Origin of the sequence: Tardiphaga sp. OK245 (assembly GCF_900108575.1) — a bacterium.
Classification (GTDB): domain Bacteria; phylum Pseudomonadota; class Alphaproteobacteria; order Rhizobiales; family Xanthobacteraceae; genus Tardiphaga; species Tardiphaga robiniae.
Genome location: NZ_FNWZ01000004.1, coordinates 772,676 through 789,733 on the forward strand (window position 1 = coordinate 772,676; position 17,058 = coordinate 789,733).

The 17,058-nt window shown below is 63.2% G+C and carries 15 protein-coding genes; 11 read left to right on the forward strand and 4 right to left on the reverse strand.

The features are described 5' to 3' along the window. The first annotated feature begins 160 nt into the window (after positions 1-160). The 3 genes from BLW80_RS30470 to BLW80_RS22285 all read left to right on the forward strand — a co-directional run bounded on the left by BLW80_RS30470 (position 161) and on the right by BLW80_RS22285 (position 1,794). The gene (locus BLW80_RS30470; protein ID WP_170849761.1) at positions 161-508 is read left to right on the forward strand and encodes an MliC family protein; all 348 of its coding nucleotides are present in this window, start codon (positions 161-163) and stop codon (positions 506-508) included. 84 nt (positions 509-592) lie between these two features. Then, positions 593-1,360 (forward strand): hydroxyacylglutathione hydrolase, encoded by a 768-nt coding sequence (gene gloB / locus BLW80_RS22280; RefSeq protein WP_093759678.1) that lies wholly within the window; start codon positions 593-595, stop codon positions 1,358-1,360. Beyond that, positions 1,360-1,794 carry a cupin domain-containing protein gene (locus tag BLW80_RS22285; protein WP_093759680.1) on the forward strand — a complete coding sequence of 145 codons (435 nt, stop codon included), beginning with the start codon at positions 1,360-1,362 and terminating at the stop codon, positions 1,792-1,794. Before gloB ends, BLW80_RS22285 begins: the two co-directional genes overlap by 1 nt. Positions 1,795-1,944: 150 nt before the next feature. On the opposite strand, the gene phbB is transcribed toward BLW80_RS22285, so the two are convergent. Both phbB and BLW80_RS22295 read right to left on the reverse strand, forming a co-directional pair. Next, a complete protein-coding gene (gene phbB, locus BLW80_RS22290; protein WP_093759682.1) occupies positions 1,945-2,670 on the reverse strand; it encodes an acetoacetyl-CoA reductase in 726 nt (241 codons plus the stop codon). Between the two features lie 183 nt (positions 2,671-2,853). Further along, positions 2,854-4,032: an acetyl-CoA C-acetyltransferase gene (locus BLW80_RS22295; RefSeq protein ID WP_089262650.1), complete on the reverse strand. Its 1,179-nt coding sequence runs from the start codon at positions 4,030-4,032 to the stop codon at positions 2,854-2,856. A gap of 307 nt (positions 4,033-4,339) precedes the next feature. Between BLW80_RS22295 and phaR the strand changes: the two genes are divergently transcribed. Together phaR and BLW80_RS22305 are read left to right on the forward strand one after the other, a co-directional pair. After that, positions 4,340-4,939: a polyhydroxyalkanoate synthesis repressor PhaR gene (phaR, locus tag BLW80_RS22300; RefSeq protein WP_089262652.1), complete on the forward strand. Its 600-nt coding sequence runs from the start codon at positions 4,340-4,342 to the stop codon at positions 4,937-4,939. 88 nt (positions 4,940-5,027) lie between these two features. Beyond that, positions 5,028-5,549 (forward strand): methylated-DNA--[protein]-cysteine S-methyltransferase, encoded by a 522-nt coding sequence (locus BLW80_RS22305; RefSeq protein ID WP_093759684.1) that lies wholly within the window; start codon positions 5,028-5,030, stop codon positions 5,547-5,549. On the opposite strand, the gene BLW80_RS22310 is transcribed toward BLW80_RS22305, so the two are convergent. Further along, on the reverse strand, positions 5,550-8,345 hold the full coding sequence (locus BLW80_RS22310) for a [protein-PII] uridylyltransferase (protein ID WP_093759686.1): 2,796 nt from the start codon (positions 8,343-8,345) through the stop codon (positions 5,550-5,552). Between the two features lie 271 nt (positions 8,346-8,616). Between BLW80_RS22310 and BLW80_RS22315 the strand changes: the two genes are divergently transcribed. The 5 genes from BLW80_RS22315 to BLW80_RS22335 all read left to right on the forward strand — a co-directional run bounded on the left by BLW80_RS22315 (position 8,617) and on the right by BLW80_RS22335 (position 12,741). After that, entirely contained in the window at positions 8,617-9,591 is a 975-nt protein-coding gene (locus BLW80_RS22315) for an aliphatic sulfonate ABC transporter substrate-binding protein (protein ID WP_093759688.1), read from the forward strand. 96 nt (positions 9,592-9,687) lie between these two features. Beyond that, on the forward strand, positions 9,688-10,536 hold the full coding sequence (locus tag BLW80_RS22320; protein ID WP_093759690.1) for an ABC transporter permease: 849 nt from the start codon (positions 9,688-9,690) through the stop codon (positions 10,534-10,536). Continuing rightward, positions 10,536-11,315: an ABC transporter ATP-binding protein gene (locus tag BLW80_RS22325; protein WP_093759692.1), complete on the forward strand. Its 780-nt coding sequence runs from the start codon at positions 10,536-10,538 to the stop codon at positions 11,313-11,315. The genes BLW80_RS22320 and BLW80_RS22325 overlap by 1 nt, the downstream gene beginning before the upstream one ends. A 57-nt stretch (positions 11,316-11,372) precedes the next feature. Beyond that, positions 11,373-11,882, forward strand: coding sequence for an OsmC family protein (locus BLW80_RS22330; RefSeq protein WP_093759694.1), 510 nt, complete (start codon positions 11,373-11,375; stop codon positions 11,880-11,882). Positions 11,883-11,943: 61 nt separating this feature from the next. Beyond that, entirely contained in the window at positions 11,944-12,741 is a 798-nt protein-coding gene (locus tag BLW80_RS22335; protein WP_093759696.1) for a hypothetical protein, read from the forward strand. Positions 12,742-12,841: 100 nt separating this feature from the next. Here the strand turns inward: BLW80_RS22335 and mutS are convergent, their stop codons facing one another. Beyond that, on the reverse strand, positions 12,842-15,565 hold the full coding sequence (gene mutS / locus BLW80_RS22340) for a DNA mismatch repair protein MutS (protein WP_093759698.1): 2,724 nt from the start codon (positions 15,563-15,565) through the stop codon (positions 12,842-12,844). Between the two features lie 232 nt (positions 15,566-15,797). Between mutS and pcaF the strand changes: the two genes are divergently transcribed. Next, positions 15,798-17,006: a 3-oxoadipyl-CoA thiolase gene (gene pcaF / locus BLW80_RS22345; RefSeq protein WP_093759700.1), complete on the forward strand. Its 1,209-nt coding sequence runs from the start codon at positions 15,798-15,800 to the stop codon at positions 17,004-17,006. Positions 17,007-17,058 lie beyond the last annotated feature (52 nt).

A 17,058-nucleotide genomic window follows, 5' to 3' on the forward strand; every position in this document is an offset into this window, starting at 1 on the left:
CGGCGGCCCACGATCCCCCGAATCACGCATTGCCGGGGCAGCGTTAACGCCACATATCCAGACCATCGCGGGCGGCCAGTTGCACCAATTGACAAGGCCGGCCCCGCTGCGGCCTATTCGAAGAAACGGGCGCCACGACGTCGTTGCAGGAGAGACAAAAATGCTGTCACGGCGAGGTCAAACGATCACAAGGACGGCCGCGACGGCCGCGGGTCTGGCCGTGGCAGCACTCGCGCCATTCTCCGCCGAAGCCAATCCGGCGACGGTCGATTACATCTGCACCCCTGCGCTGCCGGGCGGCAACAAGATCTCCGTCGATTACAATTCCGGTGGCAAGTCGATCACCCTGTTCTATCCCAATGGCGAAACGCTCCGCATGCCGATCCAGCAATCCGGCTCGGGCTTCCGCTACGGCGAAGGCAATGTCGGGATTGCCGGCAAGGGCCAGACCACTATCACGCTGCAGATTGCCGGCCAGCCCGCGCGCCAATGTGTGACACCGCGCTGACCGTCATGCATCGCCCATATTCATCCCCATCAATTTGCCGCACGTATGTGCGAGCGCATCACGACGTGATCCAACGGAGTTACCATGGCTGCTGAAATTCGCGTCTTCCCCTGCCTGTCCGACAATTTCGGCTACCTGATCCATGATCCACAGAGCCTGAAGACCGCCGCCATCGACGCGCCGGAGGCCGGCCCGATCATGAAGGTGCTGCAGCGCGAGGGCTGGAAGCTCACTGATATTCTGGTGACTCATCACCATGCGGACCATGTCGGCGGCATCGCCGAGCTGAAGAAGACCTACGGCTGCAAGGTCACAGCGCCGCACGATCAGGGCACGGCAATTCCTGAAGTCGACGTCCGCGTCGCCGAAGGCGATACCGTGCAGGTCGGCGCGCTCACCGCACGGGTGTTCGAGACCCCCGGCCATACGCTCGACCATATCTGCTACGTGTTTGACAGCGAGCTGGCGCTGTTCTCGGCCGACACGCTGTTTTCGGGCGGCTGCGGGCGGGTGTTCGAAGGCACCTATCCGATGATGTGGCAGTCGCTGAAGAAGCTGCGCACACTGCCCGACGACTACCGGGTCTATTGCGGCCACGAATACACCGCGGCCAACGTCAAGTTCTGCCTCGGCATCGACGCCAACAACGAAGCGCTGAAGAATCGCGCCGACGAAGTGGCGCAGCTGCGCGCCGTCGGCAAGCCGACCATCCCCGTCCTGCTCGGGCTCGAGAAGAAGACCAACGTGTTTCTGCGCGCTGACGATCCGGCCATCGGCGCCGCGGTCCGCCTCAAGGGATTCAGCGAGGACGACGTTTTCGGCGAACTCCGTGAACGCAAGAACAAGTCCTGATGACAGGCAAGACGCCAACTGCAGCCGCGATCATCGCAACGCTCGGCCTGCAGCCGCATCCCGAAGGCGGCCACTACCGCGAGACGTTTCGCGACAGTCGCGTAGATTCCGGCGGGCGGGCGGCATCAACGGCGATCTACTTCCTGCTGGCATCAGGCGAACGCTCACATTGGCATCGCATCGATGCCGTGGAGATCTGGCACTATCATGCGGGCGCTCCGCTTACGCTGGAAATCGCCAGCGACGCCGGCCAGCGCACGATCACGCTCGGGCCGGACGTCGCCGCTGGACAAGAGCCGCAAGGCATTGTCCCACCGCATGCCTGGCAGGCCGCCTCCACCACTGGCGACTGGACACTGGTCGGCTGCACCGTGGCACCGGGTTTCGATTTCGCGACGTTTGAGTTGGCCCCGAAGGGCTGGAAGCCCGACTAGCCCGGCTTCCAGATCATATCCTTGGCTGCGATGCGGCGTCCTCCGTAAAGCCGATGTACGACGAAGGCCAGAAACGCGGCGGCGGCGCATGTCGCACATCCTTCGAGACGCCCGCAAGGGCAGGCTCCTCAGGATGGAAACCGCGTCCGCTCAGGCGTGATATTGCCCGCCATTGATGGTCATGGTCGAGCCCGTGAAGAAGCCGGACTCGTCTGCGGCTAGGAACACCACAGCGCGCGCGATTTCCTCGGGCTCGCCGAGGCGATTGACCGGGATCTGCGGCAAAATGCTCTTCTCGAGCACGGCGAGCGGCACGGCCTGCACCATCTCGGTGTTGATGTAGCCAGGACAGATCACGTTGACGGTGATGCCGAGCTTGGCATTCTCGAGAGCCAATGCCTTGGTGAAGCCGATGTCGCCGGCCTTGGCGGCGGAATAATTGACCTGACCGAACTGGCCCTTCTGGCCGTTGATCGATGAAATGTTGATGACACGGCCGAACTTGCGTTCACGCATACCCTCGATCACCTGACGGGTCATGTTGAACAGCGAACCGAGATTGGTGTTGACCACCTTGTTCCACTGTTCCGGCGTCATCTTGTGGAAGGCACCGTCCATTGTGATGCCGGCATTGTTGACCAGCACTTCCACCGGTCCCAGATCGGCCTCGACCTTTTTCACGCCCGCGGCGCATTCATCGAACGAACCGACATCCCACTTGTAGGTGCCGATATCCGTCTCGCTTTTGAATTTCTCGGCGGCGGCATCGTTGCCGGCATAGCTTGCCGCGACGCTGTATCCCGCAATTTTCAAAGCCTTGCTGATCGCAGCGCCAATCCCTCGTGTTCCACCGGTCACCAATGCTACGCGCGCCATGATCGATCCCTCCACCAATCTCTTTTGTAGTTATAGCTTCGAATTAATCTCGCGATACGCTGAACATCAAGCAGAATTGGACCATCAAGCGAAAATGCCCGACGCAAAGCGCCGGGCATTTTGTTGTAGCAGTGTGTGCAGTGCACGCGCGAGCCGATGTTTTCGGCACGCGACGCGTAAGGATTAGTCGCGTGCGATGCACATCGCGATGCCCATGCCGCCGCCGATGCACAGCGTGGCGAGGCCTTTCTTCGCGTCGCGCTTTTCCATCTCGTGCAACAGCGTGACCAGCACGCGCGCACCGGATGCACCCACCGGATGACCGATCGCGATCGCGCCACCGTTGACGTTAACCTTCGACGTATCCCAACCAAGGTCCTTGTTCACCGCGCAAGCCTGCGCAGCAAAAGCTTCATTGGCTTCGATCAGGTCGAGATCGTTAATGGTCCAGCCGGCCTTCTTCAGCGCAGCGCGCGATGCCGGGATCGGGCCAGTGCCCATGATCTTCGGATCGACACCGGCCTGCCCCCACGACACGATGCGGGCAAGCGGCTTGAGGCCTTCCTTGGCAGCCTGCTTGGCGGTCATCAGCACCACGGCAGCAGCGCCGTCATTGATGCCCGATGCCGAGCCGGCAGTGACGGTACCGTCCTTCTCGAAGGCCGGGCGCAGCTTGGCCATCGCCTCGATGGTGGCGCCGTGGCGCGGATATTCGTCATCGCTGACGATGACGTCGCCCTTGCGGCCCTTGATGGTGACCGGAACGATCTCGTCCTTGAACTTGCCGGCCTTCTGCGCAGCTTCCGCTTTCTGCTGCGATGCAACAGCGAACTCGTCCTGCTGCTGGCGCGTGATCTGGTACTGCTTCGCCACGTTCTCGGCGGTGTTACCCATGTGATAGCCGTTGAAGGCATCCCACAGACCGTCCTTGATCATGGTGTCGACGAATTCCACCGGACCCATCTTCACGCCACCGCGCAGATATTGCGCATGCGGGGCCATGCTCATGGATTCCTGACCGCCGGCAACGACGATTTCCGAATCACCATTGAGCAACGCCTGATAGCCGAGCGCGACGGTGCGCAGGCCGGAGCCGCACAGCATGTTGACGCCCCAGGCCGAAGTTTCCACCGGCAGGCCGGCAGCAATCGAGGCCTGACGCGCGGGGTTCTGGCCCTGCGCAGCAGTGAGGATCTGTCCCATGATGACTTCGGAGACTCGGGCCGGATCGATCTTGCCGCGCTCTAGCGCCGCCTTGATGGCGATGGCGCCGAGATCATGCGCCGGCATGGTCGCGAAAGCGCCGTTGAAGCTGCCGACGGGTGTGCGGGCAGCGCTGACGATGACGACATCGTCTGACATGGACATCTCCTGTGTTGAGGTTTTTTCGACGGTCAGAGCCAGAATGGCGGGGCCCGCGTTGCAAACTATCCTGTTAACTGAGGGTTGGACTGTCAATTGGTCAGAAGCCAAATTACGGCCGCAACGCACGCAAAATGGCACGGATGTCGCTTTGCATAGCACAAGACTGCTGCCATTTTAACCGTGACGCACAAAACGGTAGCCGAGCCCCTTTGAAAGTGCTTACTTTATTGCATTGCGTTGTTCGACAACCTTATGGCGCGCTGCCGTAAGGTTCCCTGTCCTCGGTCCGTATGTGTGAGCCCCCATGGCGAAATCAGATCAACCCACGACAATCAAAAAATATGCGAACCGCCGGCTTTATAATACCGGAACAAGCACTTACGTGACGCTTGAAGATCTCGCTGCGATGGTAAAGGACGGCGAGGATTTTCTCGTCTATGACGCCAAGACCGGCGACGATATTACCCGCTCGGTGCTGGCTCAGATCATCTTCGAACAGGAAAACAAGGCTGGCCAGAATCTCCTGCCAACCACTTTCCTGCGCCAGTTGATCCGCTTCTATGGCGACAGCATGCAGATGGTGGTGCCGAAGTATCTTGAGCAGTCCATCGACAGCCTGACGCGCGAGCAGGAGAAATTCCGCAAGCAGATGACGAACACGTTCAGCATGACGCCGTTCGCGCCACTTGAGGAAACTGTTCGTCGCAACATGGAATTGTTTCAGCAGACCTTCGCGATGTTCAAGCCGTTCGTGCCGCCGCGCGGCGGCGCTGCGTCGCCGGAGCCGGAAAAGGCGCCGGAGCCGACCGCTGAGCCTGCCGACACCATGGATGACCTGCGTCGCCAGATGAAGGAAATGCAGGAACGCCTCGAGCGCATGTCGCACGAGCCGAAGCCGGAATAATTCGCGGCTCACTTATCGGAAATCGGAATGACGCCGGCCGTAGCTACACCTACGGTCGGCGTTTCCATTTGATGAGCGCAACATCGCCATGGCGAAGCAACCCACCCCACTCACTCTCGACCGGCTCGACACCCCGATCGGCATCGCGCTGCTGGTGACGAACCACGGTGGCGCACTCTGCGCACTCGACTGGATCGATTACGAAGAGCGCTTGCTGACTTTGCTGCGTCGTTATTATGGGACGGTCGAACTGATTGAGAACTCGGCACCATCCGAAATCCGCAGCGCACTCTCACGCTATTTCAACGGCGAACTCAACCAGCTCGATGGCATCACCTGCCACATCCCCGGCACGCCGTTTCAGAACCGTATCTGGACGGCACTGCGAAAAATCCCTGCAGGCAGCACACTCAGCTACGGCACGCTGGCCGCGCAACTCGGCGTGCCCAATGCGATGCGCGCGGTCGGCCACGCCAATGGCGCCAATCCCCTGAGTGTCGTCGTGCCCTGCCACCGCCTGATCGGCGCCAACGGTTCGCTCACCGGCTATGGCGGCGGCATCGCCCGCAAGCGCTGGCTGCTGGAGCACGAAGGCGTTGCGGTGAAGTAACTACGCCGCCGGCTTCTCCGCGATATCGCCGTTTGCCAACAGATGGATCAATGCGCGCTTGATCGCAGCCTGACGCGTCGGGGCATTGATCTGCGCGCCGAGCAAATCGGTGACGTAGAATACGTCGCGCGCGCGCTCGCCGAAGGTCGCCACATGCGCCGAAGCGATATTGAGGTTGAGCTTCGAGATCGCCGTGGTCAGTTGATACAGCAGGCCCGGCCGGTCGAGCCCCGAGACCTCGATCACCGTGTAACGATCCGACCACTGGTTGTTGACGATAACTTCCGGCTCGACGGTGAAAGCCCTGATCTTGCCCTTCGTCGAGGCGCGCTTCGCCACGGTTTCCGGCAGCCGCACCTTGCCTTCGAGCACGTCCTCGATCATGTCGCCGATTCGTGTTGCACGGCGGCCTTCGTCATCATCGCGATCGTATTCCCGAGAGATCGCGATGGTGTCCAGCGCGCGGCCATCGGTCGTGGTGTAAATCTGCGCGTCGACGATGTTGGCGCCGGCTGCGGCGCATGCGCCGGCGATGATCGACAGCAACCAGGGATGGTCGACGGCCAGAATCGTGAGCTCGGTGACGCCGCGGGCTTCATCGAACCCGACATTGATCGCGAGCTTGTGCCCGGCCTCTTCCGATGCCCGCAGGAAGCGCGCGTGGCGAATTTTGCGGTCGAGCTCGACCTTGAGCCAGTAGGCCGGATAGTGCCGCAGAATATAGGCGTTGAGATCCTGCTCGGGCCACTCGGTGAAGGCACGGCGGAATTCGGCCTGCGCCGAGGCGATGCGCTGCGCGCGATTGACCTCGGAGAAACCACCGGTCAGCACCGGCTCGGTCTCGTAGTACAACGTCCGGATCAGCTGCGCCTTCCAGCCGTTCCAGACGCCGGGACCGACGCCGCGGATATCGGCGGTGGTGAGAATCGTCAGCAGCTTCATCTGCTCGACCGACTGCACGACGGCAGCGAAATTCTCGATGGTCTTGCTATCCGACAGGTCGCGCGACTGCGCCACCGTGGACATGGTCAGATGCTCTTCGATGAGCCACGCAACTAGATCGGTGTCGGCGGCATTGAATCCGAGCCGCGGGCACAGTCGCCGCGCCACCTTGGCGCCGGCGATGGAGTGATCCTCCGGACGCCCCTTGGCGATGTCATGCAGCAACACCGTGATATAGATCACCGCCCGATGTTCCGGGCGGATCTTACGCATCAGATCGCTGGCGACAACGAACTCGTCATTCCCGCCGCGCTCGATCTCCTGAAGGATGCCGACACACCGCAGCAGATGCTCATCCACCGTATAGTGATGATACATGTTGAACTGCATCATCGACACGATGCGGCCGAAGGCACGAATGAAATGACCGAGCACGCCGGTCTCGTTCATCCGCCGCAGCACGATCTCGGCATTGTCCGAGGTCAGGATCTCCATGAACAGCGCGTTGGCTTCGGCGTTCTCGCGGATCTCCGGCGTGATCAGCCGGAGCGAGCGCGTCGCGGTCCGCATCGCATCGGGATGGAAGGCCAGATTGTGCTTCTGCGCCAGTCGGAAGAATCGGATCAGATTGATCGGGTCTTCCTTGAACACGTCAGGCGCAGCAAGGTTGATGCGGTTGTTGTCGATGATGAAGGCATCGCTGTCCGGCAGCCGGCGGCGATGCATCTCGGGCCGCAGCTTGGCCATCATGCGCGTCAGCGCCGGCGCCGGCTTGGCCTGCTGGTCTTCGAGCTTGGCGCACAGGATCGCGGTGAGATCGCCGACTTCCTTGGCAATCAGGAAGTAGTGCTTCATGAAGCGCTCGACGTCCTGCATGCCGGGATGCGAGGTATAGCCGAGGCGGACCGCAATCTCGCGCTGCAGGTCGAAGGACAGCCGCTCTTCCGGCCGTTTGGTCAGGAAGTGGATATTGCAGCGGACCGACCACAGGAAGTCTTCGCAACGCTTGAAGGTGCGGTATTCCTGCGGATCGAACACGCCGCGCGCGACCAGCTCCTTGCTATCGCGCACCCGATAGACGTATTTCGCGATCCAGAACACGGTGTGCAAATCGCGCAGACCGCCCTTGCCGTCCTTGACGTTGGGCTCGACCAGATAGCGCGACTGGCCGCCGCGGCGATGGCGCTCCTCGCGTTCGGCGAGCTTGGCAGTGACGAATTCCGCGGCGGTGCCCTGCACCACCTCGGCATCGAAGCGCGTGACCAGTTCGTCGTACAGAGCCTGATCGCCGGTGAGGAAGCGCGTTTCCAGGATCGCCGTGCGGATCGTCATGTCGCCGCGCGCCTGGCGGATCGATTCATCCACCGAGCGCGTGGCGTGGCCGACCTTCAGGCCCATGTCCCACAGGCAATAGAGAATGACTTCGGCGACCTGTTCGCCCCAGGCGGTCTGCTTGTAGGGCAGGATGAACAACAGATCGATGTCGGATTCCGGCGCCATCAGCCCACGGCCATAGCCACCGGTGGAGACCACCGCCATCCGTTCGGCACCAGACGGGATTGGCGAATGATAGAGATGCTTCGTCGCCGCGGCGAACAGCATGCGGATGATTTCATCCTGCACGTGGCAGAGCTGCTCGGCACAGCGTCGGCCGTGGCGGTCCTTCAGCAACACGGCCTCGGCGGCTTCACTGGCCTTGAGCAGTTCGGCCTTCAGCAGCTTGGCGACCGCGGCGCGAAACAAATCGTTCTTGCCGCGATGCTGCACTGCAAGCGCATCGATCTCGGCGGTAATCCGCGTCGTGTCGAAGTCGGTTTCGGTCGTCGGTCTGTCTTGTGTAGCAACGCTGTCCATGAACAACCCGGATATCGGACGGCGCAAGCGCTGTCACGGTGATTGTAGCCCCACAGCTAGTCCATGCTGCCTTTTGCGCAATCCGGGCAACAACGTTCTCGCGGCGGTGTCCTTGGCGCATCATATCTTCTCGTTGACGGAACGCCATAACTAATTGAAATTAAAGCACGTTTTCGCACAGAGAGCGACCCCAGCATGGTGCCATGACGCCCGCAGGATGCAAGTCGCCTTCGAACCTCACGTTTCGACAGTTCATCAGGGAGAGACCAGAATGTTCACGATGTCACGGCGCGCTGTCGCCGGTCTGATTGCTGCGGCTGCACTGCTGCCCGGAGCTAGCTTCGCCGCCGAACCGCTCAAGGAAATCCGGCTCGACTGGGCGACCTACAATCCGGTCTCGATCATCCTCAAGCAGAACGGCCTGCTGGAGAAGGAATTCGCCAAGGACGGCGTGAAGATCACTTGGGTACAGTCGGCCGGCTCCAACAAGGCGCTCGAATTCCTCAATGCGGGGTCCATCGATTTCGGCTCGACCGCGGGCTCGGCTGCGCTGGTCGCCAGGATCAACGGCAACCCGATCAAGTCGGTCTATGTCTATTCGCGGCCGGAATGGACCGCGCTGGTGACCGGCAAGGACTCCAAGATCGCCTCCGTCGCCGATCTCAAGGGCAAGCGGGTCGCGGTGACCCGCGGCACCGATCCCCACATCTTCCTGGTCCGCGCTTTGCTCGGCGCCGGCCTCACCGACAAGGACATCACGCCAGTTCTGCTGCAGCATGCCGACGGCAAGGCCGCGCTGATCCGCGGCGACGTCGATGCATGGGCCGGACTCGACCCGATGATGGCGCAGGCCGAGGTCGAGGACGGCGCCAAGCTGTTCTTCCGCAAGCCGGACGCCAACACCTGGGGCATCCTCAATGTGCGCGAGCAATTCCTGAAAGATTATCCGGATGCCGCGCGCCGCGTGCTCGCCGTCTATGAGGACGCCCGCAAATATTCGCTGGAGAATTATCCCGAGCTGAAGAAGGCTTTCATCGGCGTCACCAAACTGCCCGATGCCGTGGTCGACAAGCAGCTCAAGGAACGCACCGAACTGACCCACAGCCGCATCGGCGCACCGCAGCGCGAGTCGATCCTCGCCGCAGGCCTCGCATTGCAGCAGGCCGGCGTGATCGACGCCAAGGTCGATGTGAAGGCGACGGTGGATGCACTGATCGACGATCAGGTGCCGCTGCCAAAGAGCTGACGCTCTCGCATCTGCGAAGCCACCCTTCACCCTCCCCGCAAAGGGAGGGTGAAGCTTTTGACCATCTTGCAAACCAAATCGAGACGCGCTTCAGCTATGGCCATGACGCTCGACACGACCGCACCCGACGTAACGGCGACGCGTGAAAAATCCGCATCCAACAGGCGCTGGCAGCGTTTCGCGCAGCCGGCGCTCGGCGTTGTGCTCCCGCTCACACTGGCGCTGGCATGGGAGCTGGCCGTCTGGTCCGGCTGGTCGAACGGCCGGCTGGTGCCGCCGCCGTCGCGAGTCTTCGCCACCATCATGGAGCTCGCCCGAAGTGGCGAACTCTGGCGCCATATCACCACGACGCTGTCGCGCGTTGCCGCCGGCTTCGGCCTCGGCGTTGTCGCCGGCACGCTGCTCGGCGCTATCTCCGGCTATTGGGGAATCGCGCGGCGACTGCTCGATCCCACCATTCAGGCGCTGCGCGCCATTCCATCGATTGCCTGGGTGCCGCTGTTCATCCTGTGGCTCGGCATTTTTGAGACGTCGAAGGTCGCGCTGATTGCCGTTGGCGTGTTCTTTCCGGTCTATCTCGGCGTGATGGGCGCGATCCTCTCGGTCGATCGCAAGATCGTCGAGGTCGGCCGCACCTTCCGCCTTTCCGGCCCCACCATGATCCGCCGGATCCTGCTGCCTGCGGTTCTGCCCGCCTATGTGGTCGCGCTGCGCGTCGGCCTCGGGCTCGGCTGGATGTTTGTGGTTGCCGCCGAATTCATGGGCGCCTCCGAAGGGCTCGGCTATCTCCTCATCGACGGCCAGCAGCTCGGCAAGCCCGCGCAGATCCTCGCCGCCATCACCATTTTCGCATTGCTCGGCAAGACCACCGACTGGCTGATCGAACTCGTCACCGCACCACTGCTGCGCTGGCAGGATGCGTTCCGATCGGGCGGAGAGACCTGATGCTCGCGCTCGACAAGGTCGGCAAGACCTATCCCAACGGCGTCCATGCGCTGGAGCGCTTCACCGCGCAAATCCCGCAGGGCGAAATCGTCGCCATCATCGGTGGCTCCGGCTGTGGAAAATCGACACTGCTGCGCGCCGTGGCCGGGCTCGATCGCGCCTCGACCGGCAGCATCCGCATCGACAATATCGATATCAGCGCGCCGCATGAGAAAATCGGCATCATCTTCCAGGAACCGCGGTTGCTGCCGTGGCTGACCGTCGCCGACAATATCGGCTTCGGACTGTCCGAGCTTCCTGTCGCCGCACGCCGCGAGAAAGTCGCACAGGCCCTGGCGCGCGTCGGCCTGTCGGACAAAGCAAAGGCATGGCCGCGCGAACTATCCGGCGGGCAGGCGCAACGCGTGGCCATCGCCCGTGCATTGGTGCCGCAGCCGGAGGTGCTGTTGCTGGATGAGCCGTTCTCCGCGCTCGACGCCTTCACGCGCCGCGATCTGCAGGATCATCTGCTTGATCTGTGGGCCGACACGCGGCCGACGCTGGTCCTTGTCACCCATGATGTCGACGAAGCCGTTGTGCTGGCAGACCGCGTGCTGGTGATGCGTCCGCGGCCTGGTCGGCTGTTCGCCGAGATCGATGTCGGCCTCGCCCGTCCCCGCGACCGCGCATCGCCGCTGTTCGACGCTGTGAAGCGCCGCGTGCTTACCGCACTGGATCGATCGCTGGATCGTGACGTGCCCGATAGCGCTCCCGCCGAGACCGTCGGCGCGTGGTGGTGACAACAGCACCGCGAGCTAATAAAAGCTGCAACTAACAAAATCTCAGGGAGAGATATCATGGACGCCGCCGCGCTTCGCGCCACCCAGGCCCCCATCAAGGAGCTCTACAAGACCGATCCCAAGGCCGCCTTCATCACGCTGAAGGCCAAGGGCTCGATCGACAGTGACGGCATCGCCTGCAAAGTCGAGACCGGCCGGCAAATCGCCGCTGCCGGCCTGCACCCCGCAACGGGCGGCTCGGGTCTCGAACTCTGTTCGGGCGACATGCTGCTGGAAGCATTGGTGGCCTGCGCCGGCGTGACGCTGAAGTCGGTGGCCACCGCGGTCGAAATTCCCTTGAAGTCCGGCAATGTGACAGCCGAGGGCGATCTCGATTTCCGCGGCACGCTCGGCGTCGACAAGGAAGCCCCGGTCGGCTTCGCCGAAATCCGCCTGCGCTTCGACGTCGCCACCGACGCGCCGCAGGACAAGCTCGATCTGCTGCTGAAACTGACCGAGCGTTATTGCGTGGTCTACCAGACCATCAAGCATGGCCCAAAGGTTTCGGTGTCCCTCAACAGGGTGTAAGCAGGCCAGACGACTCTCACCAAGAAAGAGGAGGCCAAGCACCTCCTCTCGTCAGGCTGCCATGTCCCCCGAACTTGCCTTCCTCCTGGCGCTCACTCTGCGCATGGCGATCACCGCCGCCTTCGTGATCACGGCCTCCATCATCACCGAACGATCCGGCCCGGTGATCGGCGCGTTGGTAGCGACGCTGCCGATCTCGGCGGGACCGTCCTACGTCTTTCTCGCGCTCGATCATGACGCCGCCTTCATCGCGCAAGGTGCATTGGCCAGCCTGCCGATCAATGGCGCAACGATGTTTCTCGGATTGACTTACGTGCTGCTGGCGCAACGCCACAACGTGATCGTCAGCCTCGGCGCCGCTGTGCTGGTGTGGTTCGCCCTCGCCCTGCTGGTGCGGCAGTTCGAATGGACTTTGCTTGGCGGCATCGCGGCCAATGTCGTGGCCTTCGGCATCTGCCTGCCGCTGATGGCGCGGTTTCGCCATGCGAGGATGCCGCTCATCACCAGGCGCTGGTACGACATCCCGCTGCGTGCCGCTCTCGTCGCAACGCTGGTCGCCACCGTGGTGACGCTGTCCTCGACCATCGGCCCGACCGGCAGCGGCATTCTCGCACTTTATCCCGTGGTCTTCACCAGCCTGATGCTGATCCTGCATCCGCGGATCGGTGGCCCGCCCACCGCCGCCGTGATCGCCAATGGTGGCTGGGGCCTGATGGGTTTCGGTATCGCGGTGGCCGTGATGCACGAGACGGCGCTGCGCTTCGGCTCGGCGAACGCGCTGAGCCTCGCGCTCGCCACCTGTGTCGTGTGGAATCTCGGCCTGTGGGCGTGGGGCCGCAGGCGGGTGCGCTACGTGTAAAACCCCGTCATGGCCGGGCTCGTCCCGGCCATCCACGTCTTGGCGCAGAGAAACAAGGCGTGGATGCCCGGCACAAGGCCGGGCATGACGATGGCGAATGTTACTTCGGCAGTTTCGCCTTCAGCGCATAGAGCGCATCCAGCGCATCCCTTGGCGACATCTCGTCGGGATGCAGCGCCTTCACGGCGTCCATCAGCAATTCCGCCTCCGACGGAGGAGCCGCCTCGACCGGTGCACGCGCTGTGATCGCGAACAGCGGCAGGTCATCCATCAGCGCCTTGGCGCTCTGGCCGCGATCCTGCGCTTCAAGCTTGGCCAGCACCGACTTCGCGCGCGCGATCACCGCCGGCGGCAGGCCCGCGAGCTTGGCCACCTGAATGCCATAGGAGCGATCCGCCGAGCCCGGCAGCACCTCGTGCAGGAACACCACGTCGCCATGCCATTCCTTGACCCGCACCGTGGCATTGAACAGCCGCGGCAGTTTAGCGGAGAGCGCCGTGAGCTCGTGATAATGGGTCGCGAACAATGCGCGGCAGCGGTTGCTTTCGTGCAGATGCTCGATCGCGGCCCAGGCGATCGACAGGCCGTCGAAGGTCGCCGTGCCGCGGCCGATTTCGTCGAGAATTACCAGCGCGCGTTCGGTGGCCTGATTGAGGATGACGGCGGTCTCGACCATCTCGACCATGAAGGTCGAACGACCGCGCGCGAGATCATCCGCAGCGCCGACGCGCGAAAAGAGCCTGTCGACAATGCCGATGCGGGCGCGCGAGGCCGGCACGAAACTGCCGATTTGCGCGAGCAGCGCGATCAATGCGTTCTGGCGCAGGAAGGTCGACTTACCGGCCATGTTCGGACCAGTGATCAGCCAGATCTGGCCGGACTTCTGCCCCGGCCCGGGCGACAGATCGCTGGCATTGGCGATGAACGGCTGGCCGTCGCGGCGCAGCGCCTGTTCGACGACAGGATGCCGGCCGCCCTCGATGGCGAAGAGCAGCGAGTTGTCGACTTCGGGGCGGACATAATTGTCGTCGACCGCCAGTTTCGCCAACGCGGTCGCCACATCCAGCAGTGCGAAGGCATGGGCGGCAGCGCGCAGATCTTCCGACGCCTCGGCGACCATCGCCGACAGCCGTTCGAAGATTTCGAGCTCTAACCCAAGCGCACGGTCGCCGGCATTGGCGATCTTGGCCTCGATCTCGCCGAGTTCGGACGTGGTAAAGCGCACCTGCCCCGCCAGTGTCTGGCGATGGATGAAGGTCGCGTTCAGCGGGGCCTGCATCAACTTGTCGCCATGCTGCGCGGTGACTTCGACGAAATAGCCGAGCACATTGTTGTGACGGATCTTGAGGCCCTTCACGCCGGTGTCATCGGCATAGCGCGCCTGCATCGCGGCGACCACGAGACGCGAGGCGTCGCGCAGATTTCGGGTCTCGTCGAGCGCAGCTTCGAAGCCTTCGCGCACGAAACCACCATCGCGCTTCAGCAGCGGAAGATCGTCGGCCAGCGCCCGCGCAAAGGTCGCGGCGAGTTCGCGCGATGGCCGGCGCAGGCCGGCCATGGCAGCCGTGATATCCGCTGGCAGATTGTCGATGACGCCGAGACGATCAAGCACCTGATCGCCGGCAAGCACACCATCACGCAGACAGGCGAGATCGCGCGGACCGCCGCGGCCGACCGAAAGCCGCGCCAGTGCGCGCGACATATCAGGCGCAGACTTCAGGGCCGAGCGCAGATCGTCGCGCAGCCCGCTGTCCGATACGAAACTCGCGACGGCATCGAGCCGGCGGCCGATCGCCACTTCATCGGTAAGCGGCGCGGCGAGGCGCTGCGCCAGCAGGCGCGAACCGGCGGCGGTGACGGTGCAGTCGATCGCATCCAGCAGCGAGCCCTTGCGCTCGCCTGATAGCGTGCGCGTCAGTTCGAGATTGGCGCGGGTCGCCGGATCGATGGCCATGGTGGTGCCGACCGCTTCGTGGGTCGGCGGCGCCAGCGGCACGCGTTTGCCGACTTGCGTGCGCTCGACATAGGTGACGCACGCCGCCGCAGCGGTCGCTTCCAGCCGCGACATGGCGCTGAGGCCGTCCATGGTGGCGACGGCAAAGTAATCGCACAGCCGGCGCTCGGCGGTGGCACCATCGAACACGTCACGGGTCAGCGGCGTCACCGCCGGCAATTCGCGCAGCAACTGGCTGAGATCAGGATCGCTGTAGAGCGCATCCGTAACCAGCACCTCGTTCGGATTGATCCGCGCCAGCGTCGCGCCGAGTTCGCCTGTCGCACATTCGGTGACAATGAATTCGGCAGTCGAAATATCGATCCAGGCCAGACCGATGCGATCCGCACCGCTTGAGCCCTTGCTGCGCGCAATCGCCAGCAGATAATTATTGGCCCGCGCGTCGAGCAGGTTTTCTTCGGTCAGCGTGCCCGGCGTAACCACGCGCACGACGTCGCGGCGAACCACGCTCTTGCCGCCGCGCTTCTTCGCCTCGGCCGGATCCTCCATCTGTTCGCAGACGGCGACACGGATGCCGAGCGAGATCAGGCGGTGCAGATAATCATCGGCGCGAACCACCGGCACGCCGCACATCGGGATATCCATGCCCTGATGCTTGCCGCGTTTGGTCAGCACGATGCCCAGGGCGCGCGAGGCAACCTCCGCATCCTCGAAGAAGATCTCGTAGAAATCGCCCATCCGGTAGAACAGCAAGAGGCCGGGATTGGCGGCCTTTATCTCAAGGTACTGTTCCATCATGGGAGACACTTTTGCGGTGTCATCCACGCGGGGAGCGGGTTCTGGGGCGGTAATGGGCTGCTGGATCGTCATGGCGCCGGACGCTAGCAAATTTTGCTCCGCCGATCCCACCCGCGGCTGTCGCAAACCGTAGTTTTCCCCACCGCGGAGAGGCAGTTGACAAGTCAACTGCGATCTCATATCCGCAATTCCAAGGACAACGCTGCCATCCAGCAGCAGCATTTGACCGGGTCAGCGGGGGTTCTTAAAACCACCGCGAAAATCCGGCAATCGAGCGCGGATGCAGTCTCCAGGGAGAGAATTGATGAGCGATGTCTTCATTTGCGACGCCGTCCGCACCCCCATCGGCCGTTTCGGCGGCTCCCTTGCCAAAGTTCGCGCCGACGACCTCGCCGCCGCCCCCATTAGAGCTCTGATGGACCGCAATCCCGGTGTGGATTGGGCTGCCGTCGAGGAAGTCTATTTCGGCTGCGCCAACCAGGCCGGTGAAGACAACCGCAACGTCGCCCGCATGGCCGCGCTGCTGGCCGGCCTGCCGGATTCCGTTCCCGGCGCCACGCTGAACCGCCTTTGCGCCTCCGGCCTCGACGCAGTCGGCGCCGGCGCCCGCGCCATCCGCGCCGGTGAAATCGATTTCGCCATTGCCGGCGGCGTCGAATCCATGACCCGTGCGCCATTCGTGCAGGGCAAGGCCACCGAAGCCTTCTCCCGCTCGGCGGAAATCTTCGACACCACCATCGGCTGGCGCTTCATCAACCCCTTGATGCGCGAAAAGTACGGCGTCGACGCTATGCCGGAGACCGGGGAGAACGTCGCGCAGGATTTCCAGATCTCGCGCGCCGACCAGGATGCCTTTGCGATCCGCTCGCAGCAGAACGCCGGAAAGGCGATCGCTTCGGGCTATTTCGCCGAAGAAATCATCCCGGTGATGGTGCCCGGCGGCAAGGCCGGCCCGATCGCCGTCGACAAGGACGAGCATCCGCGCCCCGAAACCACGCTGGAAGGCCTCGCCAAGCTGCGCCCGATTGTCCGCAAGGACGGCACGGTCACCGCCGGCAACGCCTCGGGCGTCAATGACGGCGCTTGCGCCATGATCCTCGCCTCGGGCGCCGCTGTGGAGAAGCACGGCCTCAAGGCCCGCGCCCGCATTCTCGGCCTCGCCTCGGGCGGCGTCGCGCCGCGTATCATGGGCATCGGCCCCGTGCCGGCGACCAAGAAGCTGATGGAACGCCTTGGTCTGAAGATCAGCGATTTCGATCTGATCGAGCTCAACGAGGCCTTCGCCTCGCAGGGCATCGCCGTGCTGCGCCAGCTCGGCGTCAAGGAAGATGCTGATTTCGTCAACCCACACGGCGGCGCGATCGCGCTCGGCCACCCGCTCGGCATGAGCGGCGCCCGTCTCGCGATGACCGCCGTGCATGGCATGGAGAAGCGCGGCGGCAAGCTGGCGCTGGCCACCATGTGCGTCGGCGTCGGTCAGGGCGTCGCCATGGCGATCGAGAAGCTCAACTAACAACGACGTTTTCAAGACCGCCGCCGCGGGATCCGCGGCGGCAAAAGAGGGA